This window comes from Stutzerimonas sp. NM35, from assembly GCF_054604355.1.
In genome coordinates this window covers 2,856,383-2,873,627 of sequence record NZ_CM137728.1, presented here as the reverse complement: position 1 = coordinate 2,873,627, position 17,245 = coordinate 2,856,383, and the positions used below count along the sequence as shown (strand labels likewise).

Annotated in this window: 22 protein-coding genes and 1 riboswitch; of the genes, 13 read left to right on the top strand and 9 right to left on the bottom strand. The window is 64.4% G+C overall.

Annotation, left to right across the window (positions count from 1 at the left end; all coding sequences use genetic code 11):
- Positions 1–148 precede the first annotated feature (148 nt).
- A complete protein-coding gene (gene tesB, locus ACYCFC_RS13405) occupies positions 149–1,018 on the top strand; it encodes an acyl-CoA thioesterase II (RefSeq protein ID WP_459651890.1) in 870 nt (289 codons plus the stop codon).
- Entirely contained in the window at positions 1,015–1,608 is a 594-nt protein-coding gene (locus ACYCFC_RS13400) for an HAD family hydrolase (protein ID WP_459651889.1), read from the top strand. Before tesB ends, ACYCFC_RS13400 begins: the two co-directional genes overlap by 4 nt.
- A gap of 156 nt (positions 1,609–1,764) precedes the next feature.
- On the opposite strand, the gene trxA is transcribed toward ACYCFC_RS13400, so the two are convergent.
- Complete coding sequence (gene trxA, locus ACYCFC_RS13395; protein WP_459651888.1) at positions 1,765–2,634, bottom strand: thioredoxin; 870 nt, start codon at positions 2,632–2,634, stop codon at positions 1,765–1,767.
- A gap of 181 nt (positions 2,635–2,815) precedes the next feature.
- Here trxA and yedE point away from each other — a divergent pair, with 181 nt between their 5' ends.
- Entirely contained in the window at positions 2,816–4,042 is a 1,227-nt protein-coding gene (gene yedE, locus ACYCFC_RS13390) for a selenium metabolism membrane protein YedE/FdhT (RefSeq protein ID WP_459651887.1), read from the top strand.
- Entirely contained in the window at positions 4,011–4,250 is a 240-nt protein-coding gene (gene yedF, locus ACYCFC_RS13385) for a sulfurtransferase-like selenium metabolism protein YedF (RefSeq protein WP_014854046.1), read from the top strand. The genes yedE and yedF overlap by 32 nt, the downstream gene beginning before the upstream one ends.
- A 7-nt stretch (positions 4,251–4,257) precedes the next feature.
- Here the strand turns inward: yedF and thpR are convergent, their stop codons facing one another.
- Genes thpR through ACYCFC_RS13370 form a run of 3 tightly spaced genes read right to left on the bottom strand, consistent with a single transcriptional unit; the run spans position 4,258 to position 5,886 of the window.
- Complete coding sequence (gene thpR / locus ACYCFC_RS13380) at positions 4,258–4,794, bottom strand: RNA 2',3'-cyclic phosphodiesterase (protein WP_459651886.1); 537 nt, start codon at positions 4,792–4,794, stop codon at positions 4,258–4,260.
- A 4-nt stretch (positions 4,795–4,798) separates the two neighbouring features.
- Positions 4,799–5,458 (bottom strand): class I SAM-dependent methyltransferase, encoded by a 660-nt coding sequence (locus tag ACYCFC_RS13375; RefSeq protein WP_459651885.1) that lies wholly within the window; start codon positions 5,456–5,458, stop codon positions 4,799–4,801.
- A complete protein-coding gene (locus tag ACYCFC_RS13370) occupies positions 5,455–5,886 on the bottom strand; it encodes a YbaY family lipoprotein (protein ID WP_459651884.1) in 432 nt (143 codons plus the stop codon). Before ACYCFC_RS13370 ends, ACYCFC_RS13375 begins: the two co-directional genes overlap by 4 nt.
- A gap of 114 nt (positions 5,887–6,000) precedes the next feature.
- Between ACYCFC_RS13370 and nrdR the strand changes: the two genes are divergently transcribed.
- Together nrdR and ribD are read left to right on the top strand one after the other, a co-directional pair.
- Positions 6,001–6,468, top strand: a complete 468-nt coding sequence (gene nrdR, locus ACYCFC_RS13365) for a transcriptional regulator NrdR (protein WP_014854041.1) — start codon at positions 6,001–6,003, stop codon at positions 6,466–6,468.
- Entirely contained in the window at positions 6,465–7,571 is a 1,107-nt protein-coding gene (gene ribD / locus ACYCFC_RS13360) for a bifunctional diaminohydroxyphosphoribosylaminopyrimidine deaminase/5-amino-6-(5-phosphoribosylamino)uracil reductase RibD (RefSeq protein WP_459651883.1), read from the top strand. The genes nrdR and ribD overlap by 4 nt, the downstream gene beginning before the upstream one ends.
- 501 nt (positions 7,572–8,072) lie before the next feature.
- Here the strand turns inward: ribD and ACYCFC_RS13355 are convergent.
- Positions 8,073–8,840, bottom strand: coding sequence for a hypothetical protein (locus tag ACYCFC_RS13355; RefSeq protein WP_181082980.1), 768 nt, complete (start codon positions 8,838–8,840; stop codon positions 8,073–8,075).
- Between the two features lie 249 nt (positions 8,841–9,089).
- Positions 9,090–9,256, top strand: a riboswitch (FMN riboswitch).
- An 82-nt stretch (positions 9,257–9,338) separates the two neighbouring features.
- On the opposite strand from ACYCFC_RS13355, the gene ACYCFC_RS13350 reads away from it, so the two are divergent.
- From ACYCFC_RS13350 to ACYCFC_RS13320, 7 genes are all read left to right on the top strand, one after another.
- Positions 9,339–10,001, top strand: coding sequence for a riboflavin synthase (locus ACYCFC_RS13350; protein ID WP_181082981.1), 663 nt, complete (start codon positions 9,339–9,341; stop codon positions 9,999–10,001).
- A 12-nt stretch (positions 10,002–10,013) separates the two neighbouring features.
- Positions 10,014–11,093, top strand: a complete 1,080-nt coding sequence (ribBA, locus tag ACYCFC_RS13345; RefSeq protein ID WP_181082982.1) for a bifunctional 3,4-dihydroxy-2-butanone-4-phosphate synthase/GTP cyclohydrolase II — start codon at positions 10,014–10,016, stop codon at positions 11,091–11,093.
- Positions 11,094–11,353: 260 nt separating this feature from the next.
- A complete protein-coding gene (gene ribH, locus ACYCFC_RS13340) occupies positions 11,354–11,830 on the top strand; it encodes a 6,7-dimethyl-8-ribityllumazine synthase (RefSeq protein WP_181082983.1) in 477 nt (158 codons plus the stop codon).
- The gene (gene nusB / locus ACYCFC_RS13335; RefSeq protein ID WP_181082984.1) at positions 11,827–12,309 is read left to right on the top strand and encodes a transcription antitermination factor NusB; all 483 of its coding nucleotides are present in this window, start codon (positions 11,827–11,829) and stop codon (positions 12,307–12,309) included. Before ribH ends, nusB begins: the two co-directional genes overlap by 4 nt.
- Positions 12,310–12,319: 10 nt before the next feature.
- Positions 12,320–13,279 carry a thiamine-phosphate kinase gene (gene thiL / locus ACYCFC_RS13330; protein ID WP_459651882.1) on the top strand — a complete coding sequence of 320 codons (960 nt, stop codon included), beginning with the start codon at positions 12,320–12,322 and terminating at the stop codon, positions 13,277–13,279.
- A gap of 26 nt (positions 13,280–13,305) precedes the next feature.
- On the top strand, positions 13,306–13,806 hold the full coding sequence (locus ACYCFC_RS13325; RefSeq protein ID WP_459651881.1) for a phosphatidylglycerophosphatase A family protein: 501 nt from the start codon (positions 13,306–13,308) through the stop codon (positions 13,804–13,806).
- An 88-nt stretch (positions 13,807–13,894) separates the two neighbouring features.
- Entirely contained in the window at positions 13,895–14,539 is a 645-nt protein-coding gene (locus tag ACYCFC_RS13320; RefSeq protein ID WP_459651880.1) for a retropepsin-like aspartic protease family protein, read from the top strand.
- A gap of 83 nt (positions 14,540–14,622) precedes the next feature.
- On the opposite strand, the gene ACYCFC_RS13315 is transcribed toward ACYCFC_RS13320, so the two are convergent.
- From ACYCFC_RS13315 to ACYCFC_RS13300, 4 genes are all read right to left on the bottom strand, one after another.
- Entirely contained in the window at positions 14,623–14,940 is a 318-nt protein-coding gene (locus tag ACYCFC_RS13315; protein WP_181082987.1) for a nucleotidyltransferase family protein, read from the bottom strand.
- Entirely contained in the window at positions 14,937–15,356 is a 420-nt protein-coding gene (locus ACYCFC_RS13310; protein WP_459651879.1) for a nucleotidyltransferase substrate binding protein, read from the bottom strand. The genes ACYCFC_RS13315 and ACYCFC_RS13310 overlap by 4 nt, the downstream gene beginning before the upstream one ends.
- Positions 15,357–15,511: 155 nt before the next feature.
- The gene (locus tag ACYCFC_RS13305) at positions 15,512–16,411 is read right to left on the bottom strand and encodes an ABC transporter ATP-binding protein (RefSeq protein WP_459651878.1); all 900 of its coding nucleotides are present in this window, start codon (positions 16,409–16,411) and stop codon (positions 15,512–15,514) included.
- Positions 16,408–17,244: a hypothetical protein gene (locus tag ACYCFC_RS13300; RefSeq protein WP_459651877.1), complete on the bottom strand. Its 837-nt coding sequence runs from the start codon at positions 17,242–17,244 to the stop codon at positions 16,408–16,410. The genes ACYCFC_RS13305 and ACYCFC_RS13300 overlap by 4 nt, the downstream gene beginning before the upstream one ends.
- Position 17,245: the final 1 nt, after the last annotated feature.

Sequence of the window (17,245 nt, the reverse complement as noted above, 5' to 3'; positions counted from 1 at the left end):
GCCCGCAAACGGCGGCAGTATGCCGGCTTGATCGCGACACGCTCAAGGCGCGGCAGGCACCGTCTGGTTGGTCAGCTGGAGCCTGTTCGGTTTAAACCGTAAAATCTTCGCCTTTGCCTGAAATGGCCCTGCCTGAAAGGAAATTTGCATGACCGAGACACTCGATACCCTGGTGAGCCTGCTGTCGCTGGAGCGCATCGAGGAAAACCTGTTCCGTGGCAACAGCCAGGACCTGGGCTTTCCGCAGCTGTTCGGCGGCCAGGTGATCGGCCAGGCGTTGTCGGCGGCGAGCCAGACGGTGGTGCCGGAGCGGCATGTGCATTCGATTCATGGCTACTTCCTGCGCCCCGGCGATTCCCACCTGCCGGTGGTGTATGACGTCGATCGGGTGCGCGACGGCGGCAGCTTCACCACGCGCCGCGTCAGCGCGATCCAGAAGGGGCAGACCATCTTCACCTGCAGCGCTTCGTTCCAGGCGGACGAAACCGGCTACGAGCACCAGTTGCCGATGCCCGACGTGCCCGGCCCGGACAATCTGCCCAGCGAGGGGGAATTGCTGCACAAGCTGGAGAACGTGCTGCCCCAGGGGGTGATTGAAAAGCTGCGTCGGCCCAAGCCCATCGAGATTCGCCCGGTGACCCTGTTGGACCCGTGCAACCCGCAGCCGATGGAGCCGGTCCGTCATGTGTGGTTCCGGGCTGCCGGCACGCTGCCGGACAATCCAGCGGTACACAAATACCTGATGGCCTACGCTTCGGATTTCAACTTCGTCAGCACCGCGCTGCAGCCCCACGGCGTTTCCTTCTGGAACAAGTTCATCCAGCTGGCGAGCCTCGATCACGCCATCTGGTTCCACCACGAAGTACGCACCGACGACTGGTTGCTGTACGCCATGGACAGCCCCTGGGCCGGCAATGCGCGTGGTTTCGCCCGTGGCAGCATCTTCAACCGTGCCGGTCAGCTGGTTGCCTCGGTGGCCCAGGAAGGCCTGATCCGCGTACGCGAGGACTGGAAATGACCCTGGCCGCTGCGCGCCACTGGGTGTTCGACATGGACGGCACCCTGACCATCGCCGTGCATGACTTTCTGGCGATCAAGCGCGCACTGGATATTCCACCGGAAGACGACATCCTCCATCACTTCGCCGCATTGCCGGCTGATGAGGCTGCGGCCAAGCGCGCCTGGCTGATGGAGCACGAGCGCGAACTGGCCCATGCCGCGCGGCCCGCACCGGGTGCACTGGAGTTGCTGCACGAACTGCGTGATCGCGGTTGCCGCCTCGGCGTGCTGACGCGCAACGCCCATGAGCTGGCGCTGGTGACCTTGCAGGCCGTGGGCATGGGCGACTGCTTCGCCAGCGAGGACATTCTCGGTCGCGACGAAGCGCCGCCCAAGCCGGACCCCGGTGGTCTGCTGCATCTGGCGGACAGGTGGCAGGTCGCGCCGCAGACGCTGGTGATGGTCGGCGACTACCACTTCGATCTGGCCTGTGCCAAGGCGGCTGGCGCCAGGGGGGTGCTGGTCAACCTGCCGGACAATCTCTGGCCTGAGTTGACGGATCTGCATGCCCGCGATTGCCTGGAGCTGCGACGGATGCTGGCTGGGTAGAGCAGGTCGGACCTGGCGTCGGATTAGGCCTTCGGAGAAACCCGGATTACGCCTTCGGCTAATCCAGGCTACGGTCTGATTTGGCCTTGTGTGATGGCGAATTACCACCGTTGTAGGTCGGATTAGCCGAAGGCGTAATCCGACGAGCAGCCTGCCTCAGTAAATCGCCTGATACAGCTTGCGGCGGTAGGTGGTGACCAGCGGGTGGTCGTTGCCCAGCAGCTCGAATACCTGCAGCAGCGTCTTGTGCGGCAAGCCGTCGGCGTAGCTGCGGTTGCGCACGAAGAGCCTGAGCAGGGCATCCAGCGCGGTTTCGTACTGCTGGCGCGCCAGTTGCTGGATGGCGAGCTGGTAGGTCGCCTCGTCATCCTCGCCGTTCTGCGCCAGGCGACTCTTGAGGTCGGCGACTTCCGGCAGGCCGCTGGCCTGGCGCAGGAAGGTCAACTGCGCGCGTGCGGCGGCCAGCGCCTGCTTGTGCTCGTCGCCCTTGACCGCGCCCAGTACCGTCTCGGCCTCGCCCAGTTCGCCACGTTCGGCCAGGCAGCGGGCATAGAGAATCAGCGCCGCGGCGTTTTCGTTGTCGTCGGTGAGCAGCTGCTTGAGCAGGTTTTCCGCCTCGCCGATGCGGCCCTCGGCGAACAGTGCCTGGGCGCTGGCCAGCAGGTCCGCCTCAGGCGTGGCCGGTAGCTGGACGTGGGGTTCGAGCAGGGCGCGGATGGCAGACTCGGGCTGTGCGCCAGCGAAACCGTCCACCGGCTGGCCGTCCTTGAACAGCACCACGGTGGGCAGGCTGCGCACGCCGAAGCGGGCGACCACTTCCTGTTCGATATCGCAGTTGACCTTGGCCAGCAGCAGCTCGCCCTGGTACTCCTCGGTGATCTTCGCCAGCAGCGGCATCAGCGCCTTGCACGGCGCGCACCACTCGGCCCAGAAATCCACCAGTACCGGCTTGTGAAAGGAGTTCTCCAGCACCAGTTGCTCGAAGTTGCTGGCGGTGACGTCGTAGATGAAGGGAGTCTGGCTCATCAGGGTTCTCGAATGGGCGCGTGTGAAGGTATGCATGTTAAGTGGGGGCGGGTGCCACGGGAAGCAAGGACCGAGCTTCTGCGCGTCGGTGGATTATCCGCGCAAAGTGCGCCGTAGACGGCTAGAATCCGCGCCACCTTTTCTCGGTGCGGCGATTGCAGTCGCGCAAAAGGAGTCAATGATGTCCGCTCTGTCCGATTTCCGGGCGCGCTATCTCGTGCGCTTCTGGTCGCCTTTGCCCGCGCTCGTCGCGCTGGGTGTCGCTTCCGCCTACTACTTCGCAATCACCGGGACCTTCTGGGCCGTGACCGGCGAGTTCACCCGCTGGGGTGGGCACGTGCTGGCCTGGTTCGGGTTCCAGCCGCAGGAGTGGAGCTATTTCAAACTGATCGGCCTGCAGGGCACGCCGCTGGATCGCATCGATGGCGTGATGATCATCGGCATGTTGCTCGGCGCGCTGTGCACGGCGCTCTGGGCGAACAACGTCAGCCTGCGCTGGCCCACCAGCAAGCGCCGCCTGGCGCAGGGGCTGATCGGCGGGATCATCGCCGGTTTCGGCGCCCGTCTGGCCATGGGTTGCAACCTGGCGGCGTTCTTCACCGGCATTCCGATGTTTTCCCTGCACGCCTGGGCGTTCATGCTGGCGACGGTCGGCGGCGCCTGGGTCGGGGTGAAGATATGTCTGCTGCCGTTCCTGCGCGTACCGCTGAAGGTAGGGAGCCAGGCCAGTTCGCTGTTCGCCGATGCGCAGGCGCGGGAAAAGCGCAACCGCCTGCAGGTGCGCCTGGGCGTGGCGGTGGCGGTCATCGCCGTGGCATTCGCCGCCTGGCGTTTCGGCGTGTCGATCGCGCTGGGCATGGCGGTGCTGTTCGGCGTGGTGTTCGGTGGCCTGATCGAGCGTGCACAGATCTGCTTCACCAGCGCCGCGCGTGATCTCTGGACCACGGGGCGTACCCAGATCGCCTACGGCATCCTGCTGGGCATGGCCGTGGCCTGCGTCGGCACCTTCGGCGCCATCATGCTGGGGGCCGATGCGAAGATCTTCTGGATGGGGCCGAATGCGGTGCTTGGCGGCCTGTTGTTCGGGATCGGCATCGTCCTGGCCGGTGGCTGCGAAACCGGCTGGATGTACCGGGCGATGGAAGGCCAGGTGCATTTCTGGGTAGTCGGCATCGGCAACGTGATCGGCGGTACGCTGGTGGCGGTGTACTGGGACGAGCTGGGCACCTCGCTGGCGCTGCCCTATCCGAAGATCGATCTGCTGGAAAGCATGGGGCCGGGCACCGGCCTGCTGTTCAGCTTCGCCGGCCTGGCACTGGCCATGTGGCTGGTCCATCTCAATGCCCGTCGTTTCCAACCCAAGAGGAGTGCTGCCCGTGAGCCAGCCCAAACCGAATCTCTCGCTTGATCTGCGGGGCGAACACTGCCCCTACAACGCCATCGCCACGCTGGAGACTCTGGAAACCATGTTGCCGGGGCAGTTGCTGGAAGTGGTGACCGACTGCTCGCAATCGGTACAGGGCATTCCCGAGGACGCCAAGCTCAAGGGTTACAACTGCCTGGCCGTGGAGCAGCACGGTCCGCTGTTCCGCTTTCTGATCGAAGTGCCGGCCTGAGCCGACCTTAGTCCGGGGCGGCTGCGGAGCGCAGTGGCCAACTGCCCAGCTCGCTATAGCGCACGCCGTTGGTGGTGTTCTGCGACCGATAGAGCACGAAGCGTTCGGCCTCCCAACTGAAGGTCGCGGCGGCGCCTTGCGCTTGCGTGGGGGCCTGGCGCGCCAGCGTCATATGCGGCAGGTAAGGACGGCTGTCGAGCACGATGCCCAGCGCGCCCAGGCGCTCGGCAAGACTGCCAGCCAGTTGCAGCAGGGCGGGCGGTGCTTCGCTCGGCGCCAGGCAGACGAAGCCTTTGCCGAGGGTGATCAGGCGGTTCAAGGTCAGCTCGAAGCTGTCACTTGTGACTCCGGCGGCCAGATGTCGCAGCGCATCCAGGCGTGTCGCCGGCTGCGCGCCGAGGAAGGCCAGGGTCAGGTGCAGGTTTTCCAGCGCCACCGGGCGCCCGCCCAGCGCCTGTCGGTCGCGCCAGTTGCAGATGGCCGCCGCCTGCTCCGGCGGGCAGGGCAGGGCGAAGAACAGGCGCAGGGTGTCATCGGCACTCATGCTTTCACTTCTGCCGTATCGCGTGATACAGGCTGACATGGCGGAATTCGGCGGGCTCGGCCAGATCCGGCCAGGTGCAGGCGTCGAGGATGTCGAGGCGCCGGTACAGCGGATGCTGGAAGTCGCGCACCCGCGAATCGGCCACCAGCACTTCGTGGCCACGGCTGAGAAACTGATCCAGCAGCGGCAGGTTGGCACGGTCGTAGAGCACATCGGCGACGATGATCAGGTCGAAGCGATCGGCCTCGGCGAAGAAATCTTCCGAATAGCCCAGCGTCACCCCGTTGAGCGCCGCGTTGGCGCGGCAGGCCTGCAACGCCAGCGGGTCGAGGTCGCAGGCCACCACTTCGACCGCGCCGGCCCTGGCCGCCGCGATGGCCGCCACGCCGGAGCCGGCACCGAAGTCCAGCACGCGCTTGCCGCGAACCCATTCGGGGCGCTCGGCCAGCCAGCGCGCGAGTACCAGGCCGCTGGCCCAGCAGAAGCTCCAGTAGGGCGGCTCTTCGAGAATCCTGCGGGTTTCCTCGGGGCTGAACGCGCGATCCATGTTGGCCGGATCGATCAGCCAGAGGCGGATATCGGTACCGGGCAGGGTGGCGCTGGTGAGGCGGGCGTCGCCCAGCAGATCGCCAAGGGCAGACTGCAGGCTGGTGGGTGGGCTCACGGCACCGGCACCAGTTGCAAGGGGCCGAGTGCCTGGTCCGAGGCGCTATGAATCTGTCGTGGCGGCAGACGCATGATCAGTTGTCCCGAGTGGGTCACGCGACCGCGCAGTTCGACGCGCTGGTTCTTGGGAAAGGCCTCGGGATTGAACTGCAGGATAAAGGGCAGCGCGTTACCGCGCCCGGTCAGCTTGACGTTGCTGAGGAGTTTGTCGGGCTGGTTGCGGCGGTCCACTTCCAGCAGCGCCAGTTCCACTTCGCTGCCTTCGGGGGCGCCGACCAGCGTTCCGCTCAGTTCATGCAGAAATTCTGCAGGTGACGCTGTGCTTGGCTCGATGGGCTGCGTGGCTTTCGGCGCGTCGGCTGGCTGGCTCGAACAGCCTGCGAGCAGCGCCATGAGTGCGAACGAAACAAGGGGGCGTGACGGCACGGACGGCTCCTCGGGACAGTTGAATGGGCGCCTGTATAGCAGCAAATCCGCCAGCTTGTCTTGCCGGTCGGATGCGCTACCATGACCCTCTTTCACGTCTGACCAGCTCAACTCATGCATTGTCCCTTCTGCGTTGCACATGACACCAAAGTCATCGACTCGCGCCTGGTTGCCGAGGGCGATCAGGTCCGTCGCCGCCGTGAATGCCTGGCCTGTGGCGAGCGCTTCACCACCTTCGAAACCGCCGAGCTGGTGATGCCCAGGCTGATCAAGCAGGACGGCAGTCGCCAGCCCTTCGACGAGGACAAGCTGCGCGCCGGCATGCAGCGTGCGCTGGAAAAACGCCCGGTCAGCGTCGAGCGGCTGGAAGCGGCCATTGCGCATATCAAGCATCAGCTGCGCGCCACCGGCGAGCGCGAAATCAAGTCGCTGGTGGTCGGCGAGCTGGTGATGGCCGAGCTGCAGAAACTCGATGAGATCGCCTACATCCGCTTCGCCTCGGTCTATCGCCGTTTCCAGGACCTGAACGAGTTCCGCGAGGAAATCGAGCGCCTGTCCCGCGAACCCGCGAAGCACGAATGAGCATGTCCGACCAGGCCTGGATGGCCCATGCGCTGCGGCTGGCGCGCCAGGGGCTGTATTCCACCCATCCCAATCCGCGTGTCGGTTGCGTCATCGTCAAGAATGATGAGCTGATCGGCGAAGGCTGGCACGTGCGCGCCGGCGAGCCCCATGCCGAAGTCCATGCCCTGCGCCAGGCCGGCGAGCGTGCATGCGGCGCCACCGCCTACGTCACGCTGGAGCCTTGTAGTCATCATGGGCGCACGCCGCCGTGCGCCGAGGCGTTGGTCACGGCAGGCGTGGCGCGGGTGGTCGCTGCCATGCGCGACCCCAATCCACTGGTGGCCGGGCGCGGTCTGGAGCGCCTGCGCAGCGCCGGTATCGAGGTGGCCAGCGGGATACTGGAGGACGAGGCGCGAGAGCTGAACATCGGTTTCGTCAAACGCATGGAAAGCGGCTTGCCGTTCCTGCGCGCCAAGCTGGCGATGAGCCTCGATGGTCGCACGGCCATGGCCAGCGGTGAGAGCCAGTGGATTACCGGGCCGGCGGCGCGCGCCGAGGTGCAGCGCCTGCGTGCGCATTCCAGCGTGGTGCTGACCGGCGCCGATACGGTGCTGATGGATGATGCGCGGCTTACCGTGCGCGCTGCCGAGCTGGGACTGGATGCCGGGCAGACGGCTCTGGCGTTGCAGCGCCCGCCGCTGCGGGTGCTGGTCGATGGGCGCCAGCGGGTGCCGCTGGATGCGCCCTTCTTTCAGGCTGGGCCGGCGCTGGTGGCGTCCGCGTCGGGCGAGCGCGCCGAGGCCTATCGCGCGGCGGGGCATGAATTGCTGACGCTGACGAGCGGTCAGGGGCGTGTAGACCTGCCCGTGCTGCTGGCCACACTGGCTGAACGCGGCGCCAACGAAGTGCTGCTCGAAGCCGGCCCGCGTCTGGCCGGCGCCTTCGCCGCACTGGGGCTGATCGACGAATACCAGATCTTCGTCGCGGCGAAATTCCTCGGCTCGTCGGCGCGGCCCCTGCTCGATCTGCCGCTGGAACGCATGAGCGAGGCGCGCGCGCTGAGGATCGAGGATATCCGTGCCTTCGGTGATGACTGGCGGATCGTGGCGCGCCCGTTGTAGGTCGGATCACGCTTCACCGACCCGACGGGTGGACGGCCAGACGCGATAGATGCCGAGGCGTTAGGGACGGATTGTCGGGAGCCTTTTGATCGTCGGATTACGCCTTCGGCTAATCCGACCTACGACAATTTGCGGATCGTGGCGCGCCCGTGTCGTAGGTCGGGTCATGCTTCACCGACCCGACGGGTGGACGGCCAGACGCGATAGATGCCGAGGTGTAGGGGCGGATTGTCGGGAGCCTTTTGATCGTCGGATTACGCCTTTGGCTAATCTGACCTACGGCAACGGGGCATGGCGCGCCTGCTGTCGTAGGTCGGGTCACGCTTCACCGACCCGACGGGTGGACGGCCAGACGCGATAGATGCCGAGGTGTAGGGACGGATTGTCGGGTGCCTTCTGATCGTCGGATTACGCCTTCGGCTAATCCGACCTACGGCAACGGGGACATGGCGCGCCTGCTGTCGTTGGTCGGGTCATGCTTCACCGACCCGACGGGTGGACTCAGCTGGCGGGCCGCAGGCCGTTGTGATCCAGCTTGGCCCGACGCTTGTTGGTGCCTAGCAGCAGGCGCGCGAGCCAGCTGTCGTGGTGAGGGTTGCCGAAGTGGAGCAGGGCGGTGGCGCGCAGCAGCGCCGGGTCGCACTGGTCGTTGGCATGCAGGCTGCGGTAGCCCCAGAACAGATAGAGGTTGCCGGGCACCAGCTTGAGCCGGATCGGTCGCAGCCATCCGCGCCTGACCGCCAGCGCGACCAGTTTCTGGCTGGCGCCGTTGTGCATCACGGCTTTCTCGATGACGTTGCGCAGGGCGTTGAAGCGAACCGGGCGCAGATTGGGAAAGAGGATCAGATCGCCGCAGTGATCGCCTTCGGTGGGAATGAACAGCGGCAGCAGGGCAGTCACCGCCGTGGCGTCGAAATGGTAGAAGTGCGATTGTCTGAGGCCGCTCTTGCCCTGCAGGCAACGAATGACCGGAAACACCTGTTCTTCTGCCGAGGGGTCGCGGCCAGTCTGTACTTTATAAAGCTCGCTCAGCATCTCCCGCAGTGGGGCACTGAGCGCCAGATTTGCCGGCAGGTTGCCGCTCAGCGCCTCGATGCCGTGAATCGCGAAGTACTCGCCCTGATGCTGTTCCGCCTGCTGGCTGACGAAGGCACGGCCCTGTTCGAGCGCGTCCGCGGGGAGGTAGTTTTCCAGAACCGCAAAGCCATTGCCTTCAATCTCGGCGGCGAGACGTACCACCGTTTCGTCCACGGACGTGACTCCCGACATACAAGTTCCCTCTTGAAGCAGGTCATTGAAACGACGTGTGCGCCCGATCGCTGCAGATGCGCTGGGCTATGGACAGGCAAGCGAAACGGTAGTTTCGCCCCGAATGTGAAGTATTTGGGCGGGGAGCTCTCGTCCGTTCGCCGCCTCCGATAGCGGCTGACTTTGATCGCCATAGTCGCTGCAAACCGGCGTACTCGCTGCAAATCGTGCGCGTTTGTGGTAAAACCTGCGCCGGGCCGCGACATGGTCCAACGTTCTCAGGGCGGGGTGAAACTCCCCACCGGCGGTAATGGCGAAAGCCTAGCCCGCGAGCGCTTGTCGGTTGTAACAGACAAGGTCAGCAGACCCGGTGCGATTCCGGGGCCGACGGTAATCAGGCTTCCTTGGCTTGTAAGTCCGGATGAGAGAGAGCGGGATACCTTGGCGTGCGCCGTTCGTGCGCGCGCTGCATCCCTTTCGATCTGCAACGCCCTGTTTTTCTCAAAACAGGAGTTCGTCATGTTCACAGGAATAATCGAAGCCATCGGCACCATCCGCGCGCTCACGCCCAAGGGTGGCGACGTGCGGGTACTGGTCGAGACCGGCAAGCTGGATCTGGGCGACGTCAAGCTCGGCGACAGCATCGCCGTCAACGGTGTCTGTCTGACGGCGGTGGAGCTGCCGGGCAACGGCTTCTGGGCCGACGTCAGCCGCGAAACCCTGGCGCGCACCGCCTTCATCGATCTCAAGGCGGGCAGCAAGGTCAATCTGGAAAAGGCCCTGACGCCTACCAGCCGCCTCGGCGGGCACCTGGTCAGCGGCCACGTGGATGGCGTCGGCGAGATCGTCGCGCGCGAGGAAAACGCCCGCGCCGTGCAGTTCCGCATCCGCGCGCCGCGCGAGTTGGCCAAGTACATCGCCTTCAAGGGCTCGATCACCGTCGATGGCACCAGCCTGACGGTGAATGCGGTCAATGGCGCCGAGTTCGAGCTGACCATAGTGCCGCACACGCTGAGTGAGACCATCATGGCTGACTACCGGCCAGGGCGGCAGGTGAATCTCGAAGTGGATCTGCTGGCGCGTTACCTGGAGCGCCTGCTGCAGGGCGACAAGGCAGCCGAGCCGACATCCGGCGGCATCAGCGAAGGTTTTCTGGCCGAACACGGCTACCTGAAGAATTAAGGAATGGCGACGATGGCACTCAATACCGTAGACGAACTGCTCGAAGACATCCGCGCCGGCAAGATGGTCATCCTCATGGATGACGAGGATCGCGAGAACGAAGGCGACCTGATCATGGCCGCCGAATGCTGCCAGGCCGAGCACATCAACTTCATGGCGCGCTTCGCCCGTGGCCTGATCTGCATGCCCATGAGCCGCGAGCGCTGCGAAACCCTGCAACTGCCGCTGATGGCGGCGCGCAACGGTTCCGGCTTCGGCACCAAGTTCACCGTTTCCATCGAGGCGGCCGAAGGCGTGACCACCGGTATCTCGGCTGCCGACCGCGCGCGTACCGTACAGGCCGCCGCGGCGAAAGGCGCCAAGGCCGAAGACATCGTCAGCCCCGGCCACATCTTTCCGCTGATGGCTCAGCCCGGCGGCGTGCTGGCCCGTGCCGGCCACACCGAGGCCGCGTGCGACCTGGCGCGCATGGCCGGCTTCGATGCCAGCGGCGTGATCTGCGAGATCATGAACGACGACGGCACCATGGCCCGTCGCCCCGAGCTGGAGGCCTTCGCCGAGCAATATGGCATCAAGATCGGCACCATCGCTGACCTGATCCATTACCGCATGATCCACGAGCGCACCATCGAGCGCGTCTCCGAACAGCCGCTGGACACCGAGCTGGGCCAGTTCAATCTGGTGACCTACCGCGACAGCGTCGAGGACACCGTGCACATGGCGCTGACCATGGGCGAGATCGGCCCCGAGCAGCCCACCCTGGTGCGCGTGCACAACATGGAGCCGCTGCGCGACCTGCTGCTGGTCAACGTGCCGGGGCGCTGGAGTCTGCGTGCGGCCATGGGCGAAGTGGCCAAGGCCGGCAGCGGCGTGGTGCTGCTGCTGGGCAATCCGCTCACCGGGCCGCAACTGCTGGCCCAGCTCAATCGTCAGGTGCCGCCAACGCCGGCGATCTACAGCACGGTGGGTGCCGGTTCGCAGATCCTGCGCGACCTCGGCGTGCGCAAGATGCGCCTGATGAGTTCGCCGATGAAGTTCAACGCGATATCCGGCTTTGACCTGGAAGTTGTAGAATACCTGCCCGCTGTATAAGACGACCGCGCTACTGCGCTTGGACATGCTGCGTTGAAAACAGGCTCGGCTTGCTCATTTACAACAGTAAACTCCGCCGCCTCGCCTGTTTGATTCGCTGCGCTCACCCTTCGGGCCAGCCTTTGGCTGTTACTCCCGATGGTCGTTGCGCCTTGTCTGTCCTGCGCTCGTGACGCGCTACCTTGCTCGGGTTGCAGATTTTTTTGACTAGCCTGTTTCTGGCTCGCCCAAGCTCTTTAACGTTATACGAGACCTGTTCCATGACCCTGAAGACCATCGAAGGTACCTTCATCGCCCCGCAAGGGAAATTCGCCCTGGTAGTGGGCCGCTTCAACAGCTTCGTCGTCGAGAGCCTGGTTAGCGGCGCCGTCGATGCGCTGGTACGCCACGGTGTTAACGAAGACGACATCATCATCATCCGTGCGCCGGGTGCCTTCGAGATTCCGCTGGTGGCACAGAAGGTCGCCCAGCAGGCCGAGTACGACGCCATCATCGCCCTGGGCGCGGTCATTCGTGGCGGCACGCCGCACTTCGAATACGTCGCAGGCGAATGCACCAAGGGCCTGGCCCAGGTCTCCATGGAATTCGGCGTACCGGTGGCCTTCGGCGTACTGACCGTCGACTCCATCGAGCAGGCCATCGAGCGTTCCGGCACCAAGGCCGGCAACAAGGGTGCCGAGGCTGCACTGTCCGCACTGGAAATGGTAAGCCTGCTGGCGCAGCTGGAGGCCAAGTGAGCCTCAATCGTGACGACAGCCAGGAACCCCAGCCGAAGGCCAAGGGCAAGATCGCCACGCGCCGTGTAGCGCGCAGCCTGGCGATGCAGGCCCTGTACCAGTGGCACATGGCAGGCCAGAGCCTCAACGAAATCGAGGCGCAGTTTCGCGTCGACAACGATTTCTCCGGCGTCGATGGCACCTATTTCCACGAACTGCTGACCGGCGTCGCCCGCGCCAAGGGCGAAGTCGATGGCGCCATCGTGCCCCATCTCGACCGCCCGCTGGACGAGCTCGACCCGGTGGAACTGGCCATTCTGCGCCTGTCCACCTACGAGCTGATGCAGCGCATCGACGTGCCCTATCGTGTGGTGATCAACGAGGGCATCGAGCTGGCCAAGGTGTTCGGCGCCACCGACGGACACAAGTTCGTCAACGGCGTGCTGGACAAGCTGGCGCCCAGCCTGCGCAGCGCTGAAGTCCGCGCCCGCAAGCCCTGATCCAGCCCCGATGGGTGAGTTCGAGCTGATCCGTCACTACTTCGCCGCCGCCGCTTGCGCCAGGGCTGGCGGCGATGTCGTGTTGGGCATCGGCGATGACTGTGCCTTGCTCGCCGTTCCCGCTGGCGAGCAACTGGCGGTTTCCACCGACACGCTCGTCGCCGGTGTGCATTTTCCCGATCCCTGCGATCCCTGCCTGCTCGGCCAGCGTGCGCTGGCGGTTGCCACCAGCGACCTGGCGGCCATGGGGGCGACGCCCATCGGTTTTACCCTCGCATTGTCCCTGCCCGCAGCCGAACCCGGCTGGCTGGAGGCGTTCGCCCATGGGTTGGATAGCATGGCCGCCGCGTGCGACATGCGCCTGATCGGCGGCGATACCACGCGCGGTCCGCTGAGCATGACAGTGACCGTATTCGGTCGCGTGCCGGCGGGTCAGGCATTGCTGCGCAGCGGCGCCCGCGTGGGCGATCTGCTCTGCGTCGGTGGCGCGCTCGGCGATGCGGCGGGTGCACTGCCGCTGGTGCTGGGCGAGCGTGAGGGCGGGGCTGCCGAGGCGTTGCAACTGCTCGAGCGCTACTGGGCGCCACAGCCGCAACTGGCGCTGGGCCAGGCCCTGCGTGGCAATGCCACGGCGGCGCTGGATATTTCCGATGGCCTGCTGGCTGACTGCGGCCATATCGCTGCCGCCTCTGGTGTGCAACTTCGCATCGAGCAGCAGCGGGTACCGCTGTCGGATGCGCTGGTGAGTTGGGCTGGGAAGGATCGGGCGTTGCAGTGCGGCCTGACCGGTGGCGACGACTATGTGCTTGCCTTCACTTTGCCGCCGGAGAAACTGCCGGGTCTGCTGGCCGATGGCTGGCCGGTGCAGGTGATTGGCCGTGTCGAGCGTGGTGAGGGTGTGTGCCTGCTGGATGCCGACGGCAATGCCATCGCCGCTGATCGCCAGGGTTACAACCATTTCAAGGCCTGAGTGGCCATTCGGAGAGGACAGCCGGATTGACTGATTCCCTACAACCCACCGCCGAGGCGATGCCGCTTTCGGTATGGAGCAACCCCTGGCACAACCTGGCCTTCGGTTTCGGTTCCGGCACCCTGCCGAAAGCACCGGGCACCTGGGGTTCGCTTCTGGCGCTGGCCTTCGTGCCGCTGTGGCAGACCCTGCCGGGCTGGGCCTACGGTGTGGTGATTGTCGCCAGCATGCTGTTCGGCATCTGGCTGTGCGGCAAGGTCGCGCAGGATCTGGGCGTGCATGACCACGAAGGCATCGTCTGGGACGAATTCGCCGGCATCTGGATCACCTTCTGGCTGGTGCCTGCCGGCTGGCACTGGCTGCTGCTCGGCTTCGTCGTGTTTCGCGTGCTGGATATCGTCAAGCCCTGGCCGCTGAGCTGGATCGACCGCAATGTGACCGGCGGCCTCGGTATCATGCTCGACGACATCCTCGCCGGCTTCGCCGCCTGTGGCCTGGTGCATCTGACCGTGCTGATGTTTGGTTGAGTGTCGGACTGTGCGACGGGTCGCCGTAACCCGCCCATGGCTCATGGAAGAATGCCGTTCTGCCCGGTTTTTCAGGAAATCCTCACCAATGCGTTTCATTGCCCTGCTGATGGCCACGCTGTCGCTGATTGCCTTTGCTGTTAGCGCCGCGCCGCGCGTACAAGTGGTAGGCCTGTTTCCTGGCGCCGCCGTTGTGAATGTCGATGGTCAACGCAAGCTGGTGCGGGTAGGGCAGACCGGGCCGGGTGGTGTTCAGGTGATCAGTGCCGATGGCAAGGGCGCGGTGCTGCGCGTCGAAGGTACAGAGCGTCACTATCCCTTGAGTCGCGAGCTGAGCGCGGGTTATGCCGAGCCTGAACGCAAGCAACTGAGCATCGCCAAGGGGCAGGGCGGCCATTACTGGATCGCCGGCTCGATCAACGGCCAGCCGGTGCAATTCCTCGTCGATACCGGCGCGACTTCGGTAGCCATCAACGAAAACCAGGCGCGCCGCCTGGGCATCGACTATCGCGTCGATGGCAGGCAGATCGTGGTCGGCACCGCCAGCGGCACGGCAAAGGCCTGGAAGGTGCACCTCAACAGCGTCAAGGTCGGCGCCATCGACGTGATGGGCGTGGAGGCGGTGGTGGTGGAAGGCTCATCGCCCACCGAAGCGCTGCTGGGCATGAGCTTTCTCGGACGGGTCAGCTGGCGCGAGGACCAGGGCGTGCTGAGGCTTGAGTCGAAGATTTGAACATCTGTATCTGTAGGTTCTCGGTAACCGACAGAAGCGCCTGCGGCGATTCCATCCTACGAATCTGCCATGCCGTGATAGTGCTAATCACGTTCATAGAATGGGACGCCGACACGCTCGATATGTTCGAGCAAGGCCGGATTGTCGATACCTGCTCGTAAGGACAGGTCGACCATCCAGGGCAGCAGCAATTCATCTATCTGGTTTTCCAGTGCCAGCAATTGGGCAAAGGTCAGTTTATGTCCTTCCATCGTCAAGTCGATATCCGACCCTGGGCGATAGGTTCCCTTGGCGCGTGACCCATACAGGACAACACGTTTGACCTGTGGGCAGGAGCGAAATACGCCCGATAGCTTATCGATCGCATACTGCGGTAGTCCAAAACGCTCCTCGCTGTTCATGCTTGCGCCGCCAGCCCCTTCATTTGCTGATGAAATTGTACGAATAGTTGCTGGTAGCACCCCAGAATGCCCTCGGCGATTTCATTAGCGACGGACTCGTTATAGGTATGCGAGCTTCGATTGCGGCTTTTGATCATCTCCATCCAGCCTTCGCCATCGGAGATCAGCCCCTGTTTGAACGCGGTGCGAATGGCATCCCGGGAGCCCGTGATGGTCGGATTGCCCTGATAAAGGAAGTAGTCCTTCATCAGATTCCAAGCCAGCTCGAAGACAAATTCGAAAGTCTGAATCAGACCTTGGCGCTCCAGCTCGCTAAGCGGTCGCTCCTGCGCCAGCTCGACGGCGCGGGTCAGTTGCCCAAGGGCGCGTTCATAGTTGGCCAGCCTTTGCAGCCAGCGAACGTCCGAGTCAGTCATTACAAGGCACTCGCTTATGAGAGGGCCTCATCATAGCAGCGCCGCAGATACCTTTTGCACCTTCCTGGGTGTCTGGCCGCATCACCGCGCGGATTGCACGATGGGGCAGGACGGAGGACAGGGTGCGGCTTGCCGAACATGGTGTACAGAGCTTCTTATTTCGGGGCTTCGGCGAGGATGCGAAAAAAGACGGTCTCCAGCGATACGGCGGGTTTGATGGTCAGCAGGTGGCCGCCGGTGTTGCCGAGTTGGGCGATGGCGGCGGGGAGGTCGGCTTGGGGCAGTTCGCATTCGTACTCGCCGGGGCGCAGGGCGGTGCAGCTTTGTCCCAGGGGCTGTTCCGCCTGGTAGCGCAGGATAAAGCAGTCGGCGCGTTCGGCGGCCAGTTCGCGGGGGGAGCGGACCGTTACCAGTTGTCCCTTGTTGATAAAACCGAAGCGGTCGGCGATACGCTCCACGTCATGCAAGACGTGTGAGGTGAAGAAGATCGCGCCACCCTGCTTCTTGTAGTCGTTGAGGATCTCCACTACGTCCTTGCGCCCGACCGGGTCCAGGCCGGACAGCGGCTCGTCGAGGATCAGCAGTTTGGGCTCGACTGCCATGGCATGTGCCAGGGCGACTCGTTGTGCGTTGCCCTTGGACAGTTCACGCATGCGGCGCTTGCCGTTGCCGTCCACGGAGAAGCGATCCAGCCATTGCATGCACCAGGCATCGGCGTCGCTGCGCCGGATGCCGTACATCGACAGGCCCATGCGCAAAATTTCCAGCGGCGTGAACTGGTCGTACAGCGCCGGTGCCTCAGGCACATAGGCCATGCCGCGGCGTGCTTCAGCCTGGCGGGCATCGGTGCCGTAGAGTGTCACCTGGCCCTGATAGTCGTTGATGATGTCCAGCATGATCTTGATGGTGGTGGACTTGCCCGCGCCATTGGGGCCGACGAAGCCGAACACTTCACCTTCGCCCAGGCTGAAGCTCACATCACGTACCGCCTGGACCGCCTTGCCCTTGCTCCGGTAGGTATGGCTGACGCCCTTGAATTCCACGGCTGCGCTCAAGGCTGTTCCTCCAGTCCGGCGATTCTCAGTTTCTTCAGTTCGATGTTTCCGTCACGCAGCTCGTAACCGAGGCGCAGCGGGTCGTCAGGCAGGCTGTCGATGATGCCTGCCGCGAGCAACTGTTCCAGGTTTGCCAACGGACCATGTTCGGCTTCGTAGTGGCGCTGTGCCTCACGCAGGGTAATCAGGCCCTGCAGGCGGATAACGCGCTTGTCGAGCATGTCCTTCAGCTTGGGGTCGGTGCTGCTGTCGCGCTGCTGGGTCAGGTAGTTGAGCGCCAGGCGCTCGTCGGCGAACTGCTCGGCGCGCAGCATTATCGCCAACCGTTGCATGGCGGCGGCGTTGCCCGTTGAGCGTTGCGCGCCGATCTCCAGCACCCGCGCGGCTGCCTCGTTGTCGCGCTGGAAGAACGACAGATTGATGCCGTAGAAAAACGGCGGGAACTCGTCCCAGAAGCGGCATTCGACGGCGGCACGGAGCACCTCGTTGCCTTGCTCCACCGCGCCGCCCCAGGTGAGGAGGCCGTTGGCGAAATAATAATTGTCTTCATGGCAGGGGTTGAGGCGGGCCACTTCGCGCTGGGCGCGGACCAGGTAGCCGGTATCCACGCCACGATCATCCAGGCCGGTGGCGGCCAGGCGCATGGTTTCCAGGTCGGCGGCGAGGAAGCGGTCACCACCATGCAGGGCGACCAGCAGCGGCGCGGGGATGACCACGCGGTCGGCAAAGAATTGCGGTGTCAACTGCACCGGCTGCTGGGCACGCCAGCCGGCAATGGCGGCGAACAGGGCAAATGCCGCAAGGCCAAGGAATAACGAGGAACGCGCACGCATA

Coding starts and splice junctions, on each gene's coding strand:
- tesB (WP_459651890.1), top strand. CDS start 149: ATGACCGAGACACTCGATACCCTGGTGAGCCTGCTGTCGCTGGAGCGC.
- ACYCFC_RS13400 (WP_459651889.1), top strand. CDS start 1,015: ATGACCCTGGCCGCTGCGCGCCACTGGGTGTTCGACATGGACGGCACC.
- trxA (WP_459651888.1), bottom strand. CDS start 2,634: ATGAGCCAGACTCCCTTCATCTACGACGTCACCGCCAGCAACTTCGAG.
- yedE (WP_459651887.1), top strand. CDS start 2,816: ATGTCCGCTCTGTCCGATTTCCGGGCGCGCTATCTCGTGCGCTTCTGG.
- thpR (WP_459651886.1), bottom strand. CDS start 4,794: ATGAGTGCCGATGACACCCTGCGCCTGTTCTTCGCCCTGCCCTGCCCG.
- nrdR (WP_014854041.1), top strand. CDS start 6,001: ATGCATTGTCCCTTCTGCGTTGCACATGACACCAAAGTCATCGACTCG.
- ribD (WP_459651883.1), top strand. CDS start 6,465: ATGAGCATGTCCGACCAGGCCTGGATGGCCCATGCGCTGCGGCTGGCG.
- ACYCFC_RS13355 (WP_181082980.1), bottom strand. CDS start 8,840: ATGTCGGGAGTCACGTCCGTGGACGAAACGGTGGTACGTCTCGCCGCC.
- ACYCFC_RS13350 (WP_181082981.1), top strand. CDS start 9,339: ATGTTCACAGGAATAATCGAAGCCATCGGCACCATCCGCGCGCTCACG.
- ribBA (WP_181082982.1), top strand. CDS start 10,014: ATGGCACTCAATACCGTAGACGAACTGCTCGAAGACATCCGCGCCGGC.
- ribH (WP_181082983.1), top strand. CDS start 11,354: ATGACCCTGAAGACCATCGAAGGTACCTTCATCGCCCCGCAAGGGAAA.
- thiL (WP_459651882.1), top strand. CDS start 12,320: ATGGGTGAGTTCGAGCTGATCCGTCACTACTTCGCCGCCGCCGCTTGC.
- ACYCFC_RS13320 (WP_459651880.1), top strand. CDS start 13,895: ATGCGTTTCATTGCCCTGCTGATGGCCACGCTGTCGCTGATTGCCTTT.
- ACYCFC_RS13315 (WP_181082987.1), bottom strand. CDS start 14,940: ATGAACAGCGAGGAGCGTTTTGGACTACCGCAGTATGCGATCGATAAG.
- ACYCFC_RS13310 (WP_459651879.1), bottom strand. CDS start 15,356: ATGACTGACTCGGACGTTCGCTGGCTGCAAAGGCTGGCCAACTATGAA.
- ACYCFC_RS13300 (WP_459651877.1), bottom strand. CDS start 17,244: ATGCGTGCGCGTTCCTCGTTATTCCTTGGCCTTGCGGCATTTGCCCTG.